The following is a 23407-nucleotide window of genomic DNA, read 5'->3' on the forward strand; positions in this document are numbered from 1 at the left end:
ATTATTGCTGCTTGTGGATGGCTTGCCTTGCGAGTGCATCGGCTGCACGATTCGTATCATCAGCAATCCATTTTATAAAGAAGTACTCAAAGTTCCTTGTGAGCTCGAGTGCTTTTTTTAAATGTGGTTTATATAATTCGTTTTTCACAAATTCTTTTTCCACTGCTTGAACAACCAGTTGTGAGTCACTCTTAACAGAAAGGATACCTGTTGTAAGTTGTGTTGCTTCTTCTAATCCTCTTATAAGAGCGAGGAATTCCGCTGTATGATTATCGCAAGGGGGTATTGGTTCTGAGAACTTTAAAGAATGGCCTTCTCCAGTAATATAGATACCAATGCCGCTCTTACCAGGATTACCTGCACTTGCACCATCTGTATACAATTCAATCACGTGCTGACACCTCCTGTATAGTTGCATCCTCACCGCAGAAAACATACAATTAATATACTGTCTGATGGGAGGGGCATATGAAAAAAACTTCAGTTATTTCAGAAATAGATGAACTATTCGATATGTATTGTGAAGGATGTCTTGTGAAAAAACAATTGACAGAGGAGCGTGGTAAAACGGACGCTCATAAATTTTGTATTCAAGAATGCACGGTAGGTGACCAATTACGCTTTTTAGGATCTGAAATGAATAAATTAACAAAATAAGATCCCACTGATGGAATCAGAGGGATCTTTACATATTTAGGAAGAATGATCTGCTGTCGACACATTTGCCGCTTGAGGACCACGATTACCTTCTATAATTTCAAAAGAGACACTTTGCCCCTCATCCAGCGTCTTAAAGCCTTCTGCTGTGATGCCTGTGAAATGGACGAAAACATCTTGTCCGTCATCCGCTTCAATGAAACCGTACCCTTTTTCATTACTGAACCATTTGACTTTACCGTGGTACATTATTATTCCTCCTCGGCGTTAGATGTTTTCCCATTTGAGCAATGGTTACTTTTACTATACCTCAACCTATTATGAAGGTCAAACGTACTATCAGATTTTTTGAAAATCTATACGGTTCCGAAAAATCGTGTCTTTTCTCACTATGTCAATGAAAGAAGTAAGCATAATGACAAATTGTCTTTAACCGACCAATCGCTATGTTGTAATGTGAGACACAAACTAAATTGTTAAGAAAAAGGAGGGGATTTCGTGATATCTTACATTGAACAGTGTGCGTCTGAAACTAAAAAAGTATACGGAAAGTTTGATGCAAGTCATGACTATGATCACATATTGCGGGTTTTGCAAAATGCCAATGAAATCATGAAAGAAATGGGTACGGTCAATCGGACTGCAGTGGAACTGGCTGTGTATCTTCATGACATAGACGATGCTAAATATGCTGATGTGGTTGGTACTTCCGCTGCAGAAATTTTAAAGCATCTTGAAGTGCCTGATGAACTTGCTCAACTCGTGCTTACTACAATCGACTCGGTTTCGTTCAGTGGTGGAAATGCCAAACAACTTACGTCTCTTGAAGGAGCGGTCGTCCGAGATGCGGATCGTTTGGATGCTATCGGTGCAATAGGAATAGCTCGGACATTTGCCTATGGCGGTGCGAAAGGCCGTAAATTATACGACCCAAAAGAAAGTATACGTAAGGAGATGACAGAATATGACTACCGTTCTACACAAACTTCTTCTGTCACTCATTTTTATGAAAAGTTATTTCTGTTGAAGGATCTGATGATTACTGACACGGGTAAACAGATGGCCGAAGAACGGCATCGATTCATGAAACAGTTTATCAGTCAATTGGAGACTGAAACCGGTCTTTCGTTTTAATCCGAAAAGCAGGCATCACTCGACGAGGATGCCTGCTTTTCGTAGTGCTTCAAATGCTTGGTCAATTTGTTTAGTCGTTTCTGCCGTCACTGTGTGCAGATGTGTGTGATCTTCTGAAAGTGCCGATAAGTATACCGCTTTAGCAGCGTTGACTTTGGTGATGAATTCTTTCACTTCCATTCGATTTGAAACCATAATAGATGCTGTCAAATCTCCATACACCGGATGTTCAACCCGGACATCTTTGACAGTCACTCCATGGTCTACAAAAATCGTTAATTCTTCTTCGGTTTGGTTTGGTGTGTGCTGACACACTGCAATTTTTTCAACTTGACCTGTTCCTTGTTTTTCAGACATATATAGGTACCCTCTACTGGTTGCGACGATAGGTTCGTCTACTGCCTTCAAGAGGTTAATATCGCCTACGACGACTTGTCTACTTACACCGGTCTGCTCACCGATTTCTTTACCAGTCAGTGGCATAGTTGCTTGTTTTAAGAGTTGCAAAATCTGTGCTCTACGTACTTCACTAGGCGTCAATTTAGTTGCCATTCATGTATCCTCCTTTAATCCTAAAAATCATTTCTTCTTTCTAAAATCTTTTAATCGTTCATATATTGCTGCTGCTTTTTTCTCTTCACCTGCCAGAACGGGTGTATAGAATTGTATGGATGCTATGGAGTCTGGCAAATAGGATTGGTCTACCCAACCTCCAAAAGAACCAATTGGATGGTCGTGAGGATAAATATAGCCACCATGACCTAATTTTGAGGCACCTGCGTAATGAGTGTCCCGTAAATGCATTGGAATATCTCCCGTTTTCCCATTATGGATGGCAGCTGTTGCGGCATCCAGTGCTTTGTATGCAGAATTGGATTTTGAAGCTAAGCACATTTCAATTACGGCATTTGCGAGTGGTATTCTAGCTTCAGGCATACCTAGTCGAATTGCAGCATCAGTTGCAGCCAAAACCCGTTGCCCGACATCTGGTGCAGCCAGTCCTACATCTTCGTAGGCCATCACAAGTAATCTACGGTTGACGGAAACCAGATCTCCTGATTCAAGTAAGTGAGCTAAATAATAGAGGGCAGCATCGGTATCGCTTCCTCTTACGGATTTCTGCAAAGCAGACAACAAGTTATAATGATGCGAACCATTCTTGTCCCCGAATACCCCAATCCGACCTATCAAGTTTTCAATCAGCCAGTCTTCAATGACAATGGTACCGTCTTCTTCATCAGAAGCGGATACAAGAGACTCTAATAATGTCAAAGCTTTACGCGCATCTCCGTTTACCCCGCCAGCGATCAGTTCGACTTGCTCATCCGTAATGTTAATCTGTTGTTTTCCTAGACCTCTCGCTTCATCGTGTAAAGCTCTGTTAAGCAATGTCATCAAATCTTCTTTGACTAACCGTTCTAACTGAAGAATTTCTCCACACCTAGAACGAATTGCTGGATTGACATCGTGAAATGGATTTTCAGTAGTTGCTCCGATAAGAATTACTGATCCATTTTCAACGTGTGGCAGGAGCGTATCTTGTTGTAATTTATTGAATCGATGAATTTCATCCAAAAAAAGAATTACTTTTCCAGTGATACGCGCTTCGTCAACAACTCGCTCAATGTCCTTTTTACCAGAGGTTGTTGCGTTAAGGGGGATGAATGTTAGATGTGTGGAACCTGCGATGGCATAGGCAAGAGAAGTTTTTCCAATACCTGGATCACCGTAAAGTAACATAGAAGGTACGTGGCCGTTCTTAATCATCCGATAGAGTGCTGTATCTTTACCTATTACATGTTGTTGTCCTGCGATTTCATCAATTGTTTGTGGGCGCATTCTATACGCTAAAGGTTCATTGTGCATAGGATCCCTGCTTCCATTTAAGAATATTAGTTACGGATAAGTATACATGTCAGTAACTCTGAAGTCATTTCAAGGAAGCCGAGTGTCTGGATATGCTATACTATTTGAAGCAATTTCAAAAAAGGGACGATGGCTAATGAGAATTTCAACAAAGGGACGATACGGATTAACCGTTATTGTCGAACTAGGTAAACGGTACGGAGAAGGCCCCATTCCATTACGCAAAATTGCGGAGGAACAAACTCTGTCTGAGGCCTATTTAGAACAACTAATCCCACTGTTACGTAATGGTGGATTGGTAAAGAGCATCAGGGGCGCTTACGGCGGATACAAACTAACTAAAGAACCATGTGAAATGACAGCAGGGGATGTCATCCGGCTGCTAGAAGGTCCAATTCAATTAGTAGAAGGTCTTGAAGAAACAGACATGCCACAACAGTCACTTTGGGTTAAAATTAGTGAAGCAGTGAGAGAAGTTTTAGATAAGACTACTATTGAAGATCTAATACAAGACGAACGGAACCAACCTAAAACGGATGGATATATGTTTTACATTTAAAGGAGTTTAACGTATGAAATCACCTATTTACTTAGATCACGCGGCGACTACACCTGTTCGACCGGAAGTCGCTGCGTTATATATGGAAACTATGCAATCAGTTCCTGGCAACCCATCTAGTGTTCATAGCCACGGGAGAACAGCTAGGAAGGAAATTGACGATGCTCGTCACCAGCTTGCTCGTTCAATTCACGCAAGCGCTAATGAAATTATTTTTACTTCGGGCGGAACGGAAGCGGATAACTTAGCGATCTTTGGTGTTGCGATGAGTAGAAAACAGTTAGGAAAACACATTATTACAACGGCAATTGAACATCATGCGGTGCTAACGACATGTGAAAGACTACGGAAAGATGGATTTGACGTGACTGTTTTACCCGTGGATCGAAATGGTTGTGTTAGCGTTCAACAGGTCGAGGAAGCACTTCGTGATGACACAATACTTGTCACGATCATGTACGGGAATAACGAGGTTGGAACAATCCAACCAATCGGAGAAATTGGACAGCTCCTAAAGGATCATCAAGCCTTGCTGCATACAGATGCGGTTCAAGTGTACGGTGTACTTCCTATTCACGTAAATGAACTGCAAGTGGACTTGTTATCAGTTTCCTCACACAAAGTGAATGGTCCAAAAGGAGTCGGTTTCTTATTCCAACGAAAAGGAATCGAACTTCATCCAATCGTTCATGGTGGTTCACAAGAACGAAAACGAAGAGCGGGCACAGAAAATGTACCTGCAATCGTGGCGTTTGCTGAAGCAGTGAGAATCTCTTCGGATGAACAACTAGAAAATGCAGTGCGCTATTCATCTTTCCAAACAAAAATGATGGAATCATTCAACCAAGCGTCTATCGAATACCTGCCGACTATTGAAGAGGGCATTCCTGTATTGCCCCATATCTTTAACGTATCCTTTCCAGGAACGGATATCGAGTCCTTACTCGTCAATTTAGATATGGATGGTGTGTCCGTCTCAAGTGGATCTGCTTGTACAGCGGGAACTTTAGAACCAAGCCATGTGTTGCTAGCTATGTTTGGTGAGGATTCCCCTCGTCTAAGAAATTCAGTCCGATTTAGTTTCGGCTATGGCCTAACCGAAGAAGATGTAGTAGAAGCTGCATATCGAGTCGCAACTATTGTAAAACGGACAGTGAAATAACTCCATAAAGGGATGAAAACTAAATGAGAATTGAAAAAGAGAAAAAAGATACAAGAGTAGTAGTAGGAATGTCTGGAGGCGTAGATTCTTCAGTCGCTGCTTACCTACTCAAGCAAGAAGGCTACGAAGTAATCGGCATCTTCATGAAAAACTGGGATGACACAGATGAATTCGGAGTTTGTACAGCAACAGAAGATTACGAAGACGTAATTAGTGTGTGTAACCAAATCGGTATACCATATTATGCTGTGAATTTTGAAAAGCAATATTGGGACAAAGTCTTTACGTACTTCCTAGAGGAATATAAAGCAGGACGAACACCAAATCCTGACGTAATGTGTAATAAGGAAATTAAGTTTAAAGCGTTCTTAGAGCATGCAATGAGTCTAGGTGCAGACTTCCTTGCAACAGGTCACTACGCGCGAATTGCTGAAACAGATGATGGTGTATCTATGCTTCGCGGTGTAGATGAAAATAAAGACCAAACGTACTTCTTAAACCAATTGAACCAAGAACAGTTGTCAAAAGTCATGTTTCCAATAGGGGATATGGAAAAAAGTAGAGTTCGCGAGATTGCGGAAGAAGCTGGCCTCGCGACAGCGAAGAAAAAAGATTCTACAGGAATTTGTTTCATTGGCGAACGTAATTTCAAAGAGTTCCTATCAAATTACTTACCCGCTCAACAAGGTGATATGAAAACGATGACAGGTGAAAAACAAGGTCGTCATGATGGACTGATGTATTATACAATCGGACAACGTCACGGACTAGGCATTGGCGGTTCAGGAGAGCCGTGGTTTGTAATTGGTAAAAAGTTAGCAACAAACACGCTATTAGTCGGTCAAGGTTTCCATCATGATGCCTTGTATTCGGATAGTTTAACAGCAACAGAAGTTGGGTTTACGACTAAACGAACATTGCCTGAAGAATTTACATGCACAGCTAAATTCAGATATCGTCAAGCAGATACAGGCGTGACGGTTAAAATGACGGGACCAACAACTGCTGAGGTAGTGTTTGATAATTCCGTGCGGGCAATTACTCCTGGCCAAGCTGTCGTCTTCTATGATGGCGATGAATGTCTCGGCGGAGGAACAATCGATACTGTTATTAAAAATGGAAAAACACTCGACTATGTCGGATAAGGGAGATCTAATCATGGGACACAATGAACTAGCAATAGAAGCATTACAAGCGGGCAACTTTGAAAAAGCAGTTGCAGAATTTATCCAAGCAGCAGAAGAAGCACCTGATGATCCTGTTGGCTATGTCAACGTAGGAAATGTCTTTGCTTCAATTGGAGATGTAGAAAAAGCGGAGCCATTCTTTCAGAAAGCATTAACGCTTGATGGGGAAATGGGCACGGCGTATTACGGGTTAGCGAATTTGTACTTTAACCAAGAACGATATGATGAAGCGACAACACTTTATGAGAAGGCCATTTCGTTCGGTGTTCAAGAAGCAGATGCGTATTTTATGTTAGGGAAAAGTTTAGAGCGTGCTGAAAAAGGGCGTTTAGCTCTACCCTATTTACAGAGAGCTCTTGAATTAGCTCCTGAGGATTTAGAAATCCGCTTATCTTACGGCATCCTGCTTGCTAATGAAGGTGTTTACGATTTAGCTGAAGACCAATTCAAATCCATTCTGGAAGTAGAAACAGAGAATCCCGATGCTCACTTCAACTTAGGATTCTTATATGCGGTTTCTACAGAAGACAAAGAACAAGCGCTGCATCATTTGGAGCGTGCATATACGATTGACCCAGAGCATGTACAGGCGAGATATATCTATGACATGATTCAAATAGGAGCAGAAAACGAATCCGCTGACGAGTGAGGTGATCGAAACGTATGGAAAAAACCGATTCAGCAGTTCAAGAAGAACCTTTTTTAATTGGCAGAGCGGTCGTGACGATTTTCCATAACACGGATAGCTTATTTACGATTGCCAAATTGAAAGTGCGGAAAACAAATTGCTCTTTTGAAGGAAAGGAAATTGTCGTTAAAGGTAACTTTCCTAAACTTTCCGAAGACGAAGAGTATCGCTTCACGGGTAGACTTATTAATCATGCGACTTATGGTCAGCAATTTGATGTGAATACGTTTCAAAAAGAACTGCCTGCAACAGAAACAGGGTTAATCCATTATTTATCCGGAGACATGTTTCCTGGCATTGGACGCAAAACAGCCGAGACGATCATCAACCAACTGGGTTCTGAAGCCATTCGTAAAATTATGGAGAACGAAGAAGTGTTGGATGAAGTTCCGCGTCTCAACGCTGAAAAGAAAGCGACCCTTGTTTCTGTGCTGCGAGATAATCTTGGCTTGGAGCGGACGATTGTCCGATTGAACGAATGGGGTTTTGGACCGCAGGTCGCTATGCGAATTTATCAAACCTATAGGGAAGAAACAATCGAAAAACTTACTGAAAACCCCTATCGCTTAATAGAAGACGTAGAAGGGGTCGGTTTTCAGCGGGCAGATGAACTGGGCAGACAACTTGGGATAACTGGATCTCATACGTCCCGAATTCAGGCGGCAATTCTGCATACCATTAATACAGGAATTCTGTCGAGTGGTCACGTGTATTTGGAGGCCGTTCAAGTATTACCTGAAGTGAAAAAATTGTTGGAGTCGAGTCAGCCGGAAGAAATCCCTTTCAAGTTAATATCAAATGCAATTATTGAACTTGTCGATGAAAGTAGATTAAGTGCAGAGAAGCGAAGATTATATTTGCCATCGCTGTACTTTTCCGAGCTGGGGATTGCGTCAAAAATGGAACGGATCATGGAACAAGATCGAGAAAACACGTTTCCGTCCTCTGAAATGAGAAAAGCGATTGGTGAGACCGAAGAGCGCTTCGATGTTAGTTACGCAGAAACTCAAATCGCTGCAATTGAAAAAGCGTTAAATTCCCCTGCGATGATTTTAACTGGTGGACCCGGTACCGGTAAAACGACCGTCGTACGTGGAGTTGTGGAAGTATACGCTGAACTCCATGGGTTAACTCTGGACCCGAAAGAGTATGCAAAAAAAGAAGAACCATTTCCAATCATTCTTGCAGCGCCTACAGGTAGGGCTGCTAAACGGCTATCAGAATCTACTGGTCTACCCGCTATGACGATTCATCGGCTACTGGGGTTTACAGGGCAAGAAAAAGAAGAAGAGACTGAACGGGAAATTAAAGCAAGGCTTATCATTATCGATGAGGCCTCTATGCTCGATACGTGGCTAGCGCATCAATTGTTGAAGGCAATCGATGACGATGCTCAAATCCTATTTGTTGGAGATCAGGATCAGCTCCCTTCAGTCGGACCGGGTCAAGTATTGCGTGACTTTTTAGAGTCTGGAACGATTCCGGTTGTTGAGCTGACTGAAATTTACCGGCAAAGTGCGGGATCTACGATCATAGAATTGGCTCACGCCATAAAACGATCGGAGCCGCTAGGGGATTTAGCTTTAAAAACAGCGGATCGGTCTTTTATCCGCACCGATGCGGAGCAGGTGACGATTGCTGTCAGTCAAATTGTTAAGAATGCGTTAGCGAAAGGACAAGCCATTAAAGACATTCAAGTGCTTGCGCCAATGTATAAAGGACCTGCTGGAATAGATGCATTGAATAGCATGATCCAAGAAATGGTGAACCCGGCTGCGCCAGGTCGTAAAGAAGTAACTTTTGGAGATGTCATTTATCGGATTGGTGATCGTGTACTCCAATTAGTGAATCAGCCTGAAAGTAATGTGTTTAACGGAGATATGGGTGAAGTCATCGCAATTTTGAAGGCGAAGGAAACGATTGAAAAGAAAGATTTGATGGTCGTATCTTTTGATGGAATTGAAGTGACATATGAGCGGTCGGATTTGAATCAGCTGACCTTGGCCTATTGTTGCTCAATCCATAAATCTCAAGGTAGCGAATTTCCTACAGTGATTATGCCGGTTGTGCGGAGTCATCGTAAAATGCTTCGACGTAATTTACTATACACAGGAATCACGCGAGCTAAAAATTTCCTCATCCTATGCGGAAGTCCGACCGAATTTAAAGATGGTATCGCACGGATGGATGAACGTGAACGTCAAACGACATTGAAACAAAGACTACGCGGTGAAAGTCCCGAAACAGTCGAACCAGAGTCGCCAAAGGTGGAAGAGAAAGCAACCATCCATCTTGAAGCCTCCAATGAAACTGCAAAGGTAAATCCAGAAAGTAAGGAATTGCCACTCGTATTGTCTATGGAAACCGTGTTGGATGTGGACCCGATGGTGGGGATGAATGGAGAGAGCCCTTACGATTTTATGCAGAGTGTAGATTGACAACACTTTAAGACTTCCTTATAATCCATGTATAGCTTGAATACGAAACACTTTGATGGAGAAAGTATGCAGGATTGAGTGTGCAAAGAGAGGCTCCCCCTAGGGTGAAAGGGAGCTCGCACAAAGATTGCAGAAAGCTGCTCCGGAGTGCGGGAAAACCTCGCCGTATGCCGCGTTAAGGCAACTCAAGATGCCGAAGTCAACATTTTCGGCAATGAGGGTGGTACCGCGAACAATGCTTCGTCCCTTTTCAGGGGCGGAGTTTTTTTGTTTTTAGCTAAAGTCATTTCTAGCACTACTCGCAAATCAGAGCTTACTTATTAAATCGACTTCAAGGAGGAAATAATGATGAAATCACTTACAGCATCTGAAATACGTAGTCTATTCTTAGACTACTTTAAAGCAAAAGGGCATGGTATCGAACCTTCAGCACCACTAGTTCCAATTGACGATGCATCCTTGTTATGGATTAATAGTGGAGTTGCAACACTCAAGAAATACTTCGATGGACGTGTTATCCCCGAGAATCCACGTATTGTAAATGCTCAAAAATCGATTCGTACGAACGACATTGAAAATGTAGGCAAAACTGCACGACACCATACATTTTTTGAAATGCTCGGCAACTTTTCGATTGGGGATTATTTCAAAGAAGAAGCTATTTTATATGCATGGGAGTTCTTGACTCATCCTGATTGGATCGGATTTAATCCAGACTTGCTTTCCATTACGATTCACCCTGAAGACGAGGAAGCATACTCGATTTGGAAAGAAAAAGTCGGCTTGCCAGAAGAACGGATCATTCGTCTAGAAGGGAACTTCTGGGATATTGGGGAGGGGCCAAGTGGACCGAACTCTGAAATATTCTATGATCGCGGTCCTTCTTACGGTGATGACTTCTCAGACCCTGAGCTCTATCCAGGTGGAGAAAATGACCGCTATCTAGAAATCTGGAACCTTGTGTTCTCAGAATTCAACCATAACCCTGATCATACGTACACACCATTACCAAAGAAGAATATTGATACGGGAATGGGCCTTGAGCGTATGGCGTCTGTATTGCAAGGTGTTCCAACTAACTTCGACACAGATTTGTTCCTACCAATAATTGCAGCGGTTGAAAAAGTGTCAGGCGAGGCGTATGGAAAAGATGACGAGAAAGATACAGCATTCAAAGTAATCGCTGACCATATCCGTACTGTAGCATTTGCAATCGGCGATGGTGCACTACCTTCGAACGAAGGTAGAGGGTATGTACTGAGAAGACTCTTACGACGTGCTGTACGATTCGCTAAGCAACTAGGTATCGATCGTCCATTTATGTATGATCTCGTTCCGGTTGTTGCTGAAAAGATGGAAGACTTCTATCCTCAAGTGAAAGAAAAACAAGAATTCATCATGAAAGTCGTGAAAAACGAAGAAGATCGTTTCCATGAAACACTAACAGAAGGTATGAGTATGTTAACTGGTATTTTGGAAACTGCCAAAACTTCTGAACAACCTATCGTTTCTGGAGCAGACGCATTCCGTTTATATGACACATATGGATTCCCGTTTGAATTGACGGAAGAGTTCGCTGAAGAAGCAGGTATTGCTGTCGATGAGGCTGGGTTCCGAACTGAAATGGAAGCTCAACGCACGCGCGCACGAAGCGCACGTCAAGACGTCGACTCTATGCACGTTCAGACTGGTGTACTTGGGGACATTCATGAAACAAGTGAATTCATCGGCTATGATCAGTTGGAAAGTGAATCTAAGATTATTGTTCTCTTGAAAGATGGAGAAATGGTAGAGCGGGCACTTGTGGAAGATGAAATCCAGTTCATTCTTGACCGAACTCCATTTTATGCAGAGAGCGGAGGACAAATTGCGGATAAAGGAATGATCGCAAATGATTCGTTTGCAGCGGAAGTTCTATCTGTAAAAAAGGCACCGAATGGCCAGCATCTGCACACAGCAATTGTCCGTTCAGGTGAAGTAACTCCTGCAACGTTCGTGCGTGCGCAAGTAAATAGAACCGATCGTGCATTCACAGTGAAGAACCACACGGCTACTCACTTGTTACACAAGGCATTAAAAACGGTTCTCGGCGAACACGTTAACCAAGCTGGTTCCTATGTAGGGCCGGATCGCCTCCGTTTCGACTTCTCACACTTTGGACAAGTAACTAAAGATGAGCTTGAACAAATTGAACAAATCGTTAATGGTAAAATTTGGGAAGATATTACTGTGTCGATTGAACAAAAAGGGATTGCTGAAGCTAAAGATATGGGTGCTATGGCTTTATTCGGAGAGAAGTACGGTGATGTTGTACGAGTTGTCTCTGTAGGAGATTATTCTCTAGAGCTATGTGGCGGATGCCATGTTCAGTCTAGCGGAGAGATTGGTGTCTTCAAGATAGAATCAGAAGGCGGTATTGGAGCAGGAACACGCCGTATTGAGGCAGTTACTGCTAAACAAGCGTACCGCTCATTTAAAGAAGAACAAGCGGTCTTACTTGAAACTTCTGGACTATTAAAGGCGAATCCAAAAGAATTGGCAACTAAAGCAACTTCATTTCTTTCAGATTTTAAAGAAATTCAACGTGAAAACGATTCTCTTTCAGCAAAACTAGGCAACAGCCAATTGATCGATGTATTGGCAAATGCAAAGCAGGTTGATGACATGACTGTCATTGCTGCGCGCGTCGATACGAAAGATAACAATGCACTTCGTCAAATGATCGATGAGTTGAAACAAAAGGTTGAAAAAGGTGTGATTGTATTAGGTGCAGCTGCAGAAGGTAAAGTTATGCTTGCTGCTGGTGTTACGGAAGATTTGAAAGGTGAACAACATGCAGGTAAAATAGTAAGTCATGTAGCATCATTATGCGGAGGTAAAGGTGGCGGACGTCCAGATATGGCGATGGCTGGAGCTAAAGACGTCTCAAAACTTGATGAAGCGCTAGTTTCCGTGTATGATTATGTCAAATCTGTTTAACTGAATTCGGTTGCGTATATCGAGGCTTATCGGGTCTCGATATACGTAAACTGATCGGACAAATTGAAAGCGGGGTGTCGATTGTGAATTCATATGACAAAACGATGAAGTTCAATTTTCCTGAGGAATCGATGGAGCAAGAAGTCAAACAGGTGATGCTCCATGTCTACAAAGCGTTAGAGGAAAAAGGTTACAATCCCATCAATCAGCTTGTTGGCTATCTGCTTTCAGGTGATCCTGCTTATATCCCGCGTCACGAGGATGCTCGTAACATGGTCCGGAAGTTGGAACGTGATGAAATTTTGGAGGAACTTGTGAAGTTCTACATCCGTGAAAACGGGGGCAGCAAGAATTGAGAACAATGGGCTTAGATGTGGGGTCAAAAACCGTGGGCGTCGCAATCAGCGATGCTATGGGCTGGACAGCTCAAGGAATTGAAACTGTCCAAATTGACGAAGCATCTGGTAATTTGGGTATGAAACGCATAAAGGAACTTGTTAAAGAATATAGCGTCAGTTCTTTTGTAGTCGGACATCCAAAAAACATGAATAATTCAATTGGCCCTCGAGCAGAGGCGTCTGAACGGTATGCAGAGTTGTTACGTGGGAAATTCGATATGCCTGCCATCCTTTGGGATGAAAGGCTGACAACTATGGCTGCTGAAAGAATGCTAATTGAAGCAGATGTAAGTCGTAAGAAAAGAAAAACAGTTATTGACAAAATGGCAGCAGTCATGATTCTGCAAGGATATCTTGACTCAAAAATTACATGAGGTGATCAAATGGAACACGGTATGGAAACAATGACAATTGTAGATGAAAATGGACAAGAACACGTATGTGAAGTTATTTTCACATTTGAATCTGAGGATTATGGTAAGTCATATGTACTTTATCACGTACTTGGTGACGAGCCTGAAAATGATGATGAAGAAATTGAAATCTTTGCATCAAGCTTTGTACCTTCAGAAGACGGAGAAGATGGCGATTTAATGCCAGTTGAGTCAGACGAAGAGTGGGAAATGATTGAAGAAGTCTTCGGTACATTCCTAGACGAGCAAGACGAAGACGAAGGCGAAGAGTAAGCCATATGCGCACGGACGGAACGGTGCATACCGTTCCGTCTTTTTTCATTGCAGACATTCGGGTGTATACAACTAGCATGCCAGTGATACCATGAGAAAGAGGTGACCTTCCATATGGCGAAGGGTTCAAAGAAAGACGTGATGTTTGAGCGTATGCAAGAACAAAAAAAGGAAGTCAAAGTCGTCCGTAAGATTGTATTTTGGATTGCTCTTGTTTTGGTTTTCCTTGTTGCTATAGGTGGCTTTTTTGGCTATCGATACATAAAAAGTGCATTAGAGCCTGTTGAAGAAGAATCTGAAAACACTGTAGAAGTTGAAATACCAATTGGGTCAGGTTTGGATACAATTTCTCAGATTCTTGAACAAAAAGGACTTATAAAAAACGCGAAAATTTTTAAGTACTATGCAAAAATAAATAACGAGGCTGATTTTCAAGCTGGGACTTATGGACTTTCCACATCAATGACCCCTGATGAACTCTTACAAAGCTTGAAAACAGGAAGAGTCTACCGAACTCCTGTCTTTACAATGACCATTCCTGAAGGACTGACCGTTGAACAGATAGCTGAACGTGTTGAAGCGAAAACAACTATTAAAAAAGATGAATTCCTAGCGTATATTGACAATGAAGCGACGATAGAGAATTTGAAAGTGACGTACCCGGAGATCATTACTGATGAAGTGAACGATGAAAATATCCGTCATCCGCTAGAAGGATATCTATTCCCTTCAACCTATCCTTTTTACGAGGAAGATCCCCCAGTTCAGACAGTGGTCGAGACCATGATTGATGGAACGAAAGCGAATGTGATTCCTTATTTAGGAACCTTAGAAGAAAATAAGAAAAGCGTTCATTGGCTACTTACCTTCGCATCGTTATTGGAACGAGAAGCAACCGCTCAAGCAGATCGACAAACGATTGCAAGTGTATTTTATAATCGCCTTAAAGAAGGCATGCCTTTGCAAACAGATCCGACCGTGCTTTATTCACTTGGGGAACATAAGGATAAAGTAACGTTGAACGATTTGGAAGTAAAAAATGCATATAACACCTATCAAAATAAAGGATTACCACCTGGACCGATCGCAGCGCCGGGAGCGGCATCGATTGAGGCTGTTATTGATCCTTCAAAAACCTCATACTTCTATTTCTTAGCAGACGGCACAGGGAAAAACCACTTTGCTAAAACTTATGATGAACATTTGAAGTTGAAAGCACAATATATTGATGGAAAGTAAAACAGCTAGGATGGAGTTAGATTGATGAACAATTATGAAACGTATCGATTGAAATTTGAAACTTTAATTGATCCGCTAGTTAGAGAAATGGAAGAGTATGCAACAGAACATTTCGTTCCAATCATGGAGCGCAGTGGGATTGAAACTTTTATTGGATTATTAACAATTCAAAAACCCAAAACATTGCTCGAAATTGGTAGTGCGATCGGTTATTCCGCGATTCGGATGGCGCAGGCGATTCCTGAATTGCATATTTCGACAATCGAACGCGATGAGGATCGCCATGCACAAGCTGTATCATATATCGAACGTGCCCAATTAAATAATCGTATTTCTTTATTTAAAGACGATGCGTTAACATTTGAGCCACACGTTCTCCCCTTTACTGAGTATGATGCATGCTTTATAGATGCGGCAAAAGGGCAATACAAGAAATTTTTCGAGAAATATGAAGCGCTCGTTAAATCGGGTGGCATCCTTTATTGTGACAATATGTTTATGCATGGAATGGTGTTTTTAGAAGACCAAGATGTGCCTAAACGGAATCGAACTATGATCCGTAACTTAAAAGCATTTACGGAATGGATTATGGAGAATCCTGCGTATGAAACTTCCTTACTACCTGTAGGAGACGGAATTTTAATCGCTCGTAAACTTTAAATTATTCGATTAACTACAGAGGAGGAATGAGGAAGATGGGAACGCAAAAACCTTTAATTATTGGTATTGCTGGCGGCTCAGGCTCAGGTAAAACAAGTGTTACGAAAAAAATTCATCACGTCTTTCAAGAGCATTCCGTTGTTGTGATTGAGCAAGATTTCTACTACAAAGACCAATCGCATTTGAAATTTGAAGAAAGACTTTCAACGAACTATGATCATCCACTTGCTTTTGATACGGATTTATTAATTGAGGATTTAGAAAAACTGCTGATTCGTCAGTCTATCGAAAAACCTGTGTATGATTATGCATTACATACACGTTCATCTGAGAAAATTGCAATCGAGCCTAAGGATGTTATTATTCTTGAAGGTATCCTTATCTTAGAAGATAAGCGTTTGCGAAACTTGATGGATATCAAACTCTTTGTTGATACTGACGCGGATTTGCGTATAATACGAAGGATATTACGGGACATTAATGATCGAGGAAGAACTATTGAATCTGTCATCGATCAGTACATGAGTGTCGTGCGTCCGATGCACAACCAATTCATTGAACCGACGAAGCGTTATGCAGATATTATCATTCCTGAAGGCGGACATAATGAAGTTGCAATTGACCTGATGGTAACGAAAATAAAAACAATTCTTGATTCTGGTAATGATTTGTAATATGATGTTGTCAGATATTCATATAGTAAACACTATGTCGCATACCTATCTTTAGGTGCGACATATTATTTTGATGATTTTGCAAACTGAGGAGTGAGGAAATGGTTTCTGAAAAAAAGTATCCAATGACTGTTGCAGGTAAACAGAAATTAGAAGACGAGCTTGATTTTCTGAAAACGGTTAAACGCAAAGAAGTTGTTGAACGCATAAAGATCGCTCGTAGTTATGGGGATTTATCTGAGAACTCAGAGTACGATTCAGCGAAAGAAGACCAAGCATTCATCGAAGGTAAAATTTCTTCTTTAGAATCGATGATTCGTTTATCAGTAATTATCTCTGAAGATACACGTACTGAAGAAGCGCAGTTAGGAAGTACAGTTACGTTTAAGGAAATTCCTGATGGGGAAGTTGAAACGTATACGATTGTCGGATCTGCAGAAGCTGACCCGATGGAAGGGTTAATTTCAAATGACTCTCCTATTGCTAAGGGAATTCTTGGCCGTAAAAAAGGCGATAAAGTTAAAATCACTACACCTGGCGGCGACATGCAAGTTGAAATTACAGAAGTAAAGTAATAAAAGAGATGCCGCCTTCAAACTAAAGGCGGTCTTTTTTGTGAAACATACGCGAAAGTTAAACGTCCAATCTTTACATAGGTCGAAGCAAAAGGAGATGATTTCAAATGAGTGAACAAAAACCAGAATTATCAAGAGTGCGTCGCAAGCGACATTCCAACAAAGGTAACAAGCTTTTGAACTGGATGATTGCCATTGTAGTCTTGTTGATTGTACTCGTTGGAGTCAAAATACTCTCAAGTGATAGCTCACCGGAAGAGAATGATGTAGCGGTTACTGAAACAAAACCTGAAGATGAAACAGCCAGTACTGAAGATAGCTCAAAAGTTGTTACGGATGACGAAGAAGGTGACCAGTCTACTGATAGCAAAGACGAGGATTCATCAAAAGAAGGCACCGTAAAAGATGAGTCAAGCGATAGTGAAGACGAATCAAAACCTACAGCTGAAGAAAAAGAAGGGACAGTCACATATACCGCTAGTGAAGATGCAGTGGTGGAGGAAACAGTCTCTAATACCTCTTGGGAGCCTGTAGGGACATCTCAGTCCGGTAATCATGTCTCTCTCTATGATGGGAAATCAGTAGATTGGCAGGAGAAGCAGAAGGCGCTAGCGTATGCGACCGGTATGTCTGAAAACGACATGGTTTTCTGGAAGATTAAAAACGGTGGAAGTCCTCAGAAATCAATCGGGGTCGTTTCCTCTAAGGATAAGTCAAAGAAATTCAGAGTGTATTTGGAATGGGTAGATGGCGAAGGCTGGAAACCAACACAAATGGATGTCTTGAACACACTCGATTTTAACTATTAATTGAGTAGAGAACAGATGGGGGTTTTACAATGAAAGTTGCAATTATCGGTGCTATGGAAGAGGAAGTAACCATTCTTAAAAATCAGATACAGTTGGCAAAAGAGACAGTTATAGCAGGCTATGAATTTACTGAAGGCACATTAAAAGATCGTCAAGTCGTACTCGTTAAAAGTGGAATTGGTAAAGTCAATGCTGCTGTTGCAACTACACTACTCCTTCAATTGTTTAAACCTGAAGTTGTTTTAAATACAGGATCTGCAGGCGGTATTGGAGAAAATCTGGAAGTGGGTACGGTTGTGTTGTCAAAAGACGTAACACATCACGATGTAGATGTGACTGCTTTCGGATACGCTCTTGGACAAGTTCCAGGTGGCCCAGTTACTTATGTAGCGGATGAAAAATTGTTGGAGGTTGCTGCGCAGGCAGTGAAAGCAATCGGTAAGCACGCACATGCTACTGGCCTCATTGCTTCAGGTGATGTATTCATGAGTGATGCGAACCGCGTGTATACAGTTAAACAACAGTTCCCAGAACTGATTGCTGCGGAAATGGAAGCGGCGGCAGTTGCACAAGTATGCCACGAGTTCTCCGTACCATTTGTTGTTATCCGTGCACTCTCTGATATTGCTGGAAAAGAATCATCTTTATCATTTGATGAGTTTCTTCCCGCGGCTGCACAACACTCATCTGAAGTTGTAATCGAAGTCATCTCGAAACTTTGACGCTTTCGTGGTAAACTAAATAGAAGCAGTAAAACTTAATTGATAGAGCGAGGGGGCACACAAATATGTTATTTTTGATGTTAGGCGCATTTATCGTCACATCAGCTCTCACAGGCTTGATTTACTTTGAAGTGAAAGCTTGATTAAGTAGTTAGTGAAAAAGACGTCTCCAGCGAGGGTACGAATGCTGGAGGCGTCTTTTTTGCTTTATGGGACTTGTGTTAATTCGATTCTTGTTCTCGTTTAAATTGCTGATACAATTTAACGATTGCCCTTTTTTCAATTCTGGAAACGTAACTCCTAGAAATTTGGAGTTGGTCAGCTATTTCTTTTTGGGTCATCGGTTTATCATTCAGTAAACCGAAGCGTTTTTGGATGATTTCCAGCTCTCTGCCTTCTAACTTATCCAAATGACGGTACAGTCTTTCTTTCCGTTCGTTCAGTTCAGCGTGATCGTGCGGGGAATCTTCGTCAGTCTGCAACAAATCTGCAATTTCCAAAGACTGGCCTTCGCTGTCCGTTCCAATCGGCTCATACAAAGAAATATCTTTCTGAGTTTTTTTCTGAGTACGTAAGAACATTAGGATTTCGTTTTCGATACATCGTGCAGCATAAGTTGCTAGCTTAGTTTTGCGGTCAGGTGTAAAGCTAGCAACGGCTTTCATGAGACCAATTGTACCGATTGAAATGTAATCATCCAATTGTTCATGTTTTGGGTGGAACTTTTTCACGATATGCGCAACGAGCCTCATATTGCGCTCGATCAGTTCATCACGGGCGTCTTCGTCACCTTGTGCGAGACGTTCGAGACAATCGGCTTCTTCTGCTTTTGAAAGCGGGCGCTTAAATGCCTGACCCCGAATGTATCCCAGTACTGCAGGAATCTCGAGCCACAACTGGACTATTGCCATAACAAAGCCACTCAAATGGAACACCTCCTGTGTCGTTGTCTGACATCCTATGCGGTTGTAAGATGGCGTATCACAGCAGTTTTTGGCGGACAGGCAGTTTTAAAAAGGGGACTAGGTCAGCAAGTATTTTTGTGCGAGTGTGGTATAATAAGTGCGAATCAGCACAGTAATGGAGTGGATAGGATGTACAATAATTTCTTGCCAGATGAATATGTTAAAGATGTTTATCAGCTCTCACCTAGTGATTTTTTAGATAAAGGCATTAAAGGCATTATTACTGATCTAGATAATACACTTGTTGCTTGGGACCGGCCTGATGCTACGCCGGAAATAGCAACCTGGATTAAAGATATGCAGGATGCTGGACTTCAAGTAACAATCTTGTCGAATAATAATGAGTTACGTGTAAAAGCGTTTTGCGATCCAATTGAGACACCCTTCATCTTTTCAGCACGGAAACCACTGTCAAAAGCATTTAGAAAAGCGCTAAGTCAGATGGAGCTCCAAAAAGAAGAAGTGGTAATGATTGGTGATCAGCTAATGACCGATATACTTGGGGGCAATCGATTCGGATTACACACAATCCTGGTTGTACCTGTTGCGAGTTCTGACGGGGTTATGACGAAATTCAATCGTCAAATCGAACGTCGTATTATGAAAACGCTGAAACGAAAAGGAATGATTTCTTGGGAGGAATAGATTTGGAACTAACATGTATTGGATGCGGAATTGCGATTCAAACGGAAAACCCTCAAAAAGAAGGGTTTGCACCACCTGCATCATTAGAGAAAGAAGAAGTCATTTGTCAACGTTGTTTCCGTCTGAGAAACTATAACGAGTTACAGCCAGTTTCACTATCGGGTGATGACTTTTTAGCCATTTTAAATGGGATTGGTGATCGAGAAGGTCTCGTCGTTCTAGTTGTCGATATTTTTGATTTCAACGGAAGTTGGATTCATGGTTTACAACGATTTGTAGGGAAAAAAGATATTATTCTCATCGGTAACAAAGTGGACGTCTTGCCGAAATCCGTTAATCGTAACAAACTGATTAACTGGATGAAAGAACAATCGTCTAAATTGGGGTTGAAGCCGGTTGAGGTAATGTTAGTCTCAGCTGCTAGAGGCCAAGGTGTTCCTGAAGCGTTGGAACGCATTGATGAATTACGTCGTGGACAGGATGTCTTCGTTGTCGGTTGTACAAATGTCGGTAAATCAACATTCATCAACAGGATTATTAAGCAGGCAACTGGTACAAGTGAAGTTATTACAACCTCACACTTCCCTGGAACAACGTTGGATCTTGTAGAGATTCCATTGGATGATGGGAAAGCAATCTATGACACACCAGGTATTATCAATAATCATCAAATAGCCCATTACTTGGATCCAAGTGAGTTGAAAGCCATTACACCTAAAAAAGAAATCAAACCAAGAATCTTCCAACTGAATGCAGAGCAAACGCTCTTTATTGGCGGATTGGCCCGCTTTGACTTCATAAAAGGGGAACGATCTTCGTTTAACGTTCATACGGCTAATGCACTTCCACTTCATCGGACTAAGCTTGAAAATGCCGACGACTTGTACGCAACACATCTAGGTGATATGTTGTCACCTCCTGGGAAACTTTCGTTAGAATCGTTCCCTAAACTGGTACGTCATGAGTTTTCTATAAAAAAAGCGAAGACGGATATCGTCATTTCTGGTCTTGGTTGGATTACAGTTCAACATGCTAATGTAGTAATCGCTATTCACGCACCACGGGGTGTAGATGTTGTTTTACGTCCGTCACTAATCTAACAAGGGGGACTTGTGATGAAAAAATGGTTTGCAGTAATTGGCGATCCAATTGAACAGTCCATGTCTCCGGGTATGCATGATTTTTGGTTTCAGGAAAATGGTATCGATGCGAGTTACATTCCTATTCACGCAAAAAAAGACGATTTGCAAAGTGTCATTTTGAGTCTACAATTGCTAGGTTGTAGAGGGTGGAATGTGACGGTCCCGCATAAAAGTGATATACTCCCTTACCTAGGTCATATCGATAAATCTGCGGCTATCATGGAAGCTGTCAACACGGTTGAGTATGATGAAGCCGGTTCACTCATAGGATCTAACACTGATGGAACTGGTTTTGTCAGAGCATTAGAAGAGAAATTCGGACTTGAGCATAAACAGGACGAAATTTTAATCATCGGTGCTGGCGGCGCTGCAAAAGGAATTGCTTTCGGACTTCGTGAATCTGGATATGGTGCTATAACATTCACAAATCGAACTATGAAACATGCTGAAGTTTTGAGTGCAAGACTGCCAAATTCCAGTTGCCTTGCTAATCATGAAGCTGAACAGCAATTAGCACGCTTCGGGATCATTATCCAGACTACATCAGTAGGTATGGCGTTTTCATCTGAAGGGATGCCGTTAGATCCGTCTAACGTTTCTCCTGGAGCTGCAACTATTGATATCATCTATAACCCTCTTGAAACTAAATTTTTAACAGCTGCACGAAATAAAGGTGCACGTACAGCAAACGGAATCGGTATGTTTGTTCATCAAGGGGCTAGTGCTTTCGAAAAATGGACAGGTATCCGACCGAATACTGTAGGCATGATGGAACAACTTACACAAAAATTGGAGGATCACCATGATAACAAATAAACAAAAGAGCTACTTACGTAGTCAAGCAAATCCATTACAACCTATTTTCCAAATTGGTAAAAGTGGTTTGACGGATGCAATTATTAAGCAAATCGAAGAAGCGCTCGAAGCTAGGGAGCTTATCAAAATATCTGTTCTTCAAAATTGTGAACAAGATAAGGATGAGATTGCGGGCATCCTTGAGGATCAAGCAGGTTTTGAGATTGTCCAAGTCATCGGTAAGACAATCGTCATCTATAAAGAATCGACCGAGAAGAAAAAAATCGTTTTACCATAAACGGGGGCGATGGTATGCGGAAAATAGGGATTTTGGGTGGTACATTTAATCCGCCACATATCGGACATCTCATTATGGCCAATGAAGTTTGCGATGCGCTACACCTGCATGAAGTGTGGTTAATGCCAACAGCTGTGCCACCTCATAAGCAACTCGCAGACACAGCATCACCAGGTCAACGTCTTAAAATGGTAGACCTCGCTGTTGAGGAGAACAAATTTCTTCGTAGTTGTAACGAAGAAGTCTCCTTCGGTGGAATTTCCTACACAGTGGATACGATGCAACGTTTAACTGAAAAACAGCCGAATACTGAATTTTATTTCATCATTGGCGGAGATATGGTCGATTCCTTGCATACTTGGTACAAAATTGATGATTTAATGAAGTTGGTTCAATTTGTGGGTATTAATAGAACGGGTTCGTTACGTAAAACATCGTACCCTATTCGATATATTGAAACACCACTGATTGATGTATCGTCAACACTCATACGTACGAAATATGCTAAGCAGCAAACAACCGCATATCTTGTACCTGGTGGTGTAGACCGCTACATTCGACAGGAGGGCTTATATGGAACCCGCTGAACTCATTCAACATATTCAGAAACGGATGCCTATACAGAGGTTTCAACACGTATTAAGAGTTACTGAAACAGCAAAGAGTCTTGCCAGAATTCACGGGGAGTCAATCGAAGCTGCAGAAACTGCTGCGTTGTTCCATGATATCGCGAAATTCATGGATGCAAAAGAGATGCAGGAATTGTTAATCCAGCATCACGCAGAGCCTAAGTTACTTGAATTTCATAAAGAGCTGTGGCATGGACCAGCAGGCGCCATTATTGCTGCCGCAGAGTTTGGTGTGCAGGATAAAGATATTTTAAATGCAATACGATTCCATACAACAGGTAGAGCGCATATGTCCAAACTTGAGATGATTATCTACATTGCTGATATGATTGAGCCGGGACGCGAATTTCCTGGAGTTGAGGAATTGAGAGCACTTGTAGCTGGATCTTTAGAACAAGCGATGCGAGCATGTATTATACAGACGGTTACTCATTTAATTGGAAAACAGGTACCAGTATACCCAGACTCCATTGAATGCTACAATTATTTTGTGAAGTGAA

28 protein-coding genes and 1 other annotated feature are annotated in these 23407 nt (G+C 41.7%); of the genes, 23 read left to right on the plus strand and 5 right to left on the minus strand.

Going from position 1 to position 23407, the window contains the following annotated elements:
- Position 1: 1 nt before the first annotated feature.
- The gene (locus ACRPI0_RS04850) at positions 2-391 is read right to left on the minus strand and encodes a ribonuclease HI family protein (RefSeq protein ID WP_432355165.1); all 390 of its coding nucleotides are present in this window, start codon (positions 389-391) and stop codon (positions 2-4) included.
- A gap of 77 nt (positions 392-468) precedes the next feature.
- Between ACRPI0_RS04850 and ACRPI0_RS04855 the strand changes: the two genes are divergently transcribed.
- Positions 469-657, plus strand: coding sequence for a zinc-finger domain-containing protein (locus ACRPI0_RS04855; protein WP_432355166.1), 189 nt, complete (start codon positions 469-471; stop codon positions 655-657).
- A gap of 36 nt (positions 658-693) precedes the next feature.
- On the opposite strand, the gene ACRPI0_RS04860 is transcribed toward ACRPI0_RS04855, so the two are convergent.
- The gene (locus tag ACRPI0_RS04860; RefSeq protein ID WP_432355167.1) at positions 694-906 is read right to left on the minus strand and encodes a cold-shock protein; all 213 of its coding nucleotides are present in this window, start codon (positions 904-906) and stop codon (positions 694-696) included.
- 252 nt (positions 907-1158) lie between these two features.
- Between ACRPI0_RS04860 and ACRPI0_RS04865 the strand changes: the two genes are divergently transcribed.
- A complete protein-coding gene (locus ACRPI0_RS04865; protein ID WP_432355888.1) occupies positions 1159-1791 on the plus strand; it encodes an HD domain-containing protein in 633 nt (210 codons plus the stop codon).
- Positions 1792-1806: 15 nt separating this feature from the next.
- Here the strand turns inward: ACRPI0_RS04865 and ACRPI0_RS04870 are convergent, their stop codons facing one another.
- Both ACRPI0_RS04870 and ACRPI0_RS04875 read right to left on the minus strand, forming a co-directional pair.
- A complete protein-coding gene (locus ACRPI0_RS04870; RefSeq protein WP_432355168.1) occupies positions 1807-2343 on the minus strand; it encodes a transcription repressor NadR in 537 nt (178 codons plus the stop codon).
- 27 nt (positions 2344-2370) lie between these two features.
- Positions 2371-3657, minus strand: coding sequence for a replication-associated recombination protein A (locus tag ACRPI0_RS04875; protein WP_432355169.1), 1287 nt, complete (start codon positions 3655-3657; stop codon positions 2371-2373).
- A 136-nt stretch (positions 3658-3793) separates the two neighbouring features.
- On the opposite strand from ACRPI0_RS04875, the gene cymR reads away from it, so the two are divergent.
- The 15 genes from cymR to mtnN all read left to right on the plus strand — a co-directional run bounded on the left by cymR (position 3794) and on the right by mtnN (position 18433).
- Positions 3794-4216, plus strand: coding sequence for a cysteine metabolism transcriptional regulator CymR (gene cymR, locus ACRPI0_RS04880; protein WP_432355170.1), 423 nt, complete (start codon positions 3794-3796; stop codon positions 4214-4216).
- Positions 4217-4229: 13 nt separating this feature from the next.
- A complete protein-coding gene (locus tag ACRPI0_RS04885; RefSeq protein WP_432355171.1) occupies positions 4230-5378 on the plus strand; it encodes a cysteine desulfurase family protein in 1149 nt (382 codons plus the stop codon).
- Between the two features lie 23 nt (positions 5379-5401).
- Positions 5402-6523, plus strand: a complete 1122-nt coding sequence (gene mnmA, locus ACRPI0_RS04890) for a tRNA 2-thiouridine(34) synthase MnmA (RefSeq protein ID WP_432355172.1) — start codon at positions 5402-5404, stop codon at positions 6521-6523.
- 13 nt (positions 6524-6536) lie between these two features.
- On the plus strand, positions 6537-7214 hold the full coding sequence (locus tag ACRPI0_RS04895; RefSeq protein WP_432355173.1) for a tetratricopeptide repeat protein: 678 nt from the start codon (positions 6537-6539) through the stop codon (positions 7212-7214).
- Between the two features lie 14 nt (positions 7215-7228).
- Entirely contained in the window at positions 7229-9691 is a 2463-nt protein-coding gene (gene recD2 / locus ACRPI0_RS04900; RefSeq protein ID WP_432355174.1) for an SF1B family DNA helicase RecD2, read from the plus strand.
- 43 nt (positions 9692-9734) lie between these two features.
- Positions 9735-9942 (plus strand) — a binding site (T-box leader).
- Between the two features lie 97 nt (positions 9943-10039).
- Positions 10040-12670 carry an alanine--tRNA ligase gene (alaS, locus tag ACRPI0_RS04905; protein WP_432355889.1) on the plus strand — a complete coding sequence of 877 codons (2631 nt, stop codon included), beginning with the start codon at positions 10040-10042 and terminating at the stop codon, positions 12668-12670.
- A gap of 83 nt (positions 12671-12753) precedes the next feature.
- Positions 12754-13026: an IreB family regulatory phosphoprotein gene (locus ACRPI0_RS04910; protein WP_116016719.1), complete on the plus strand. Its 273-nt coding sequence runs from the start codon at positions 12754-12756 to the stop codon at positions 13024-13026.
- Positions 13023-13442, plus strand: a complete 420-nt coding sequence (gene ruvX, locus ACRPI0_RS04915) for a Holliday junction resolvase RuvX (RefSeq protein WP_432355175.1) — start codon at positions 13023-13025, stop codon at positions 13440-13442. The genes ACRPI0_RS04910 and ruvX overlap by 4 nt, the downstream gene beginning before the upstream one ends.
- Before the next feature lie 9 nt (positions 13443-13451).
- Positions 13452-13754 (plus strand): DUF1292 domain-containing protein, encoded by a 303-nt coding sequence (locus tag ACRPI0_RS04920; RefSeq protein ID WP_432355176.1) that lies wholly within the window; start codon positions 13452-13454, stop codon positions 13752-13754.
- A gap of 114 nt (positions 13755-13868) precedes the next feature.
- Positions 13869-14993, plus strand: a complete 1125-nt coding sequence (gene mltG, locus ACRPI0_RS04925) for an endolytic transglycosylase MltG (protein ID WP_432355177.1) — start codon at positions 13869-13871, stop codon at positions 14991-14993.
- A gap of 24 nt (positions 14994-15017) precedes the next feature.
- Positions 15018-15653 carry an O-methyltransferase gene (locus ACRPI0_RS04930; protein WP_432355178.1) on the plus strand — a complete coding sequence of 212 codons (636 nt, stop codon included), beginning with the start codon at positions 15018-15020 and terminating at the stop codon, positions 15651-15653.
- Between the two features lie 35 nt (positions 15654-15688).
- Positions 15689-16327 (plus strand): uridine kinase, encoded by a 639-nt coding sequence (gene udk, locus ACRPI0_RS04935; RefSeq protein ID WP_432355179.1) that lies wholly within the window; start codon positions 15689-15691, stop codon positions 16325-16327.
- A gap of 101 nt (positions 16328-16428) precedes the next feature.
- Entirely contained in the window at positions 16429-16902 is a 474-nt protein-coding gene (gene greA / locus ACRPI0_RS04940; protein ID WP_432355180.1) for a transcription elongation factor GreA, read from the plus strand.
- A gap of 107 nt (positions 16903-17009) precedes the next feature.
- Complete coding sequence (locus ACRPI0_RS04945) at positions 17010-17711, plus strand: YrrS family protein (RefSeq protein WP_432355181.1); 702 nt, start codon at positions 17010-17012, stop codon at positions 17709-17711.
- 29 nt (positions 17712-17740) lie between these two features.
- The gene (mtnN, locus tag ACRPI0_RS04950; protein ID WP_432355182.1) at positions 17741-18433 is read left to right on the plus strand and encodes a 5'-methylthioadenosine/S-adenosylhomocysteine nucleosidase; all 693 of its coding nucleotides are present in this window, start codon (positions 17741-17743) and stop codon (positions 18431-18433) included.
- 221 nt (positions 18434-18654) lie between these two features.
- On the opposite strand, the gene sigK is transcribed toward mtnN, so the two are convergent.
- Positions 18655-19359 carry an RNA polymerase sporulation sigma factor SigK gene (gene sigK / locus ACRPI0_RS04955; RefSeq protein ID WP_432355183.1) on the minus strand — a complete coding sequence of 235 codons (705 nt, stop codon included), beginning with the start codon at positions 19357-19359 and terminating at the stop codon, positions 18655-18657.
- A 168-nt stretch (positions 19360-19527) separates the two neighbouring features.
- Here sigK and ACRPI0_RS04960 point away from each other — a divergent pair, with 168 nt between their 5' ends.
- Genes ACRPI0_RS04960 through yqeK form a run of 6 tightly spaced genes read left to right on the plus strand, consistent with a single transcriptional unit; the run spans position 19528 to position 23406 of the window.
- A complete protein-coding gene (locus ACRPI0_RS04960) occupies positions 19528-20043 on the plus strand; it encodes a YqeG family HAD IIIA-type phosphatase (protein WP_432355184.1) in 516 nt (171 codons plus the stop codon).
- Entirely contained in the window at positions 20040-21143 is a 1104-nt protein-coding gene (gene yqeH / locus ACRPI0_RS04965; protein WP_432355890.1) for a ribosome biogenesis GTPase YqeH, read from the plus strand. The genes ACRPI0_RS04960 and yqeH overlap by 4 nt, the downstream gene beginning before the upstream one ends.
- A gap of 15 nt (positions 21144-21158) precedes the next feature.
- Positions 21159-22001 carry a shikimate dehydrogenase gene (gene aroE, locus ACRPI0_RS04970; RefSeq protein WP_432355185.1) on the plus strand — a complete coding sequence of 281 codons (843 nt, stop codon included), beginning with the start codon at positions 21159-21161 and terminating at the stop codon, positions 21999-22001.
- Positions 21988-22278, plus strand: a complete 291-nt coding sequence (gene yhbY / locus ACRPI0_RS04975) for a ribosome assembly RNA-binding protein YhbY (RefSeq protein ID WP_432355186.1) — start codon at positions 21988-21990, stop codon at positions 22276-22278. Before aroE ends, yhbY begins: the two co-directional genes overlap by 14 nt.
- 14 nt (positions 22279-22292) lie before the next feature.
- Complete coding sequence (locus ACRPI0_RS04980; RefSeq protein WP_432355187.1) at positions 22293-22865, plus strand: nicotinate-nucleotide adenylyltransferase; 573 nt, start codon at positions 22293-22295, stop codon at positions 22863-22865.
- The gene (yqeK, locus tag ACRPI0_RS04985) at positions 22852-23406 is read left to right on the plus strand and encodes a bis(5'-nucleosyl)-tetraphosphatase (symmetrical) YqeK (protein ID WP_432355188.1); all 555 of its coding nucleotides are present in this window, start codon (positions 22852-22854) and stop codon (positions 23404-23406) included. The genes ACRPI0_RS04980 and yqeK overlap by 14 nt, the downstream gene beginning before the upstream one ends.
- Position 23407 lies beyond the last annotated feature (1 nt).

The sequence above is a fragment of the Sporosarcina sp. A2 genome, assembly GCF_050858885.1.
In the GTDB taxonomy this organism is placed as follows: Bacteria; Bacillota; Bacilli; order Bacillales_A; family Planococcaceae; genus Sporosarcina.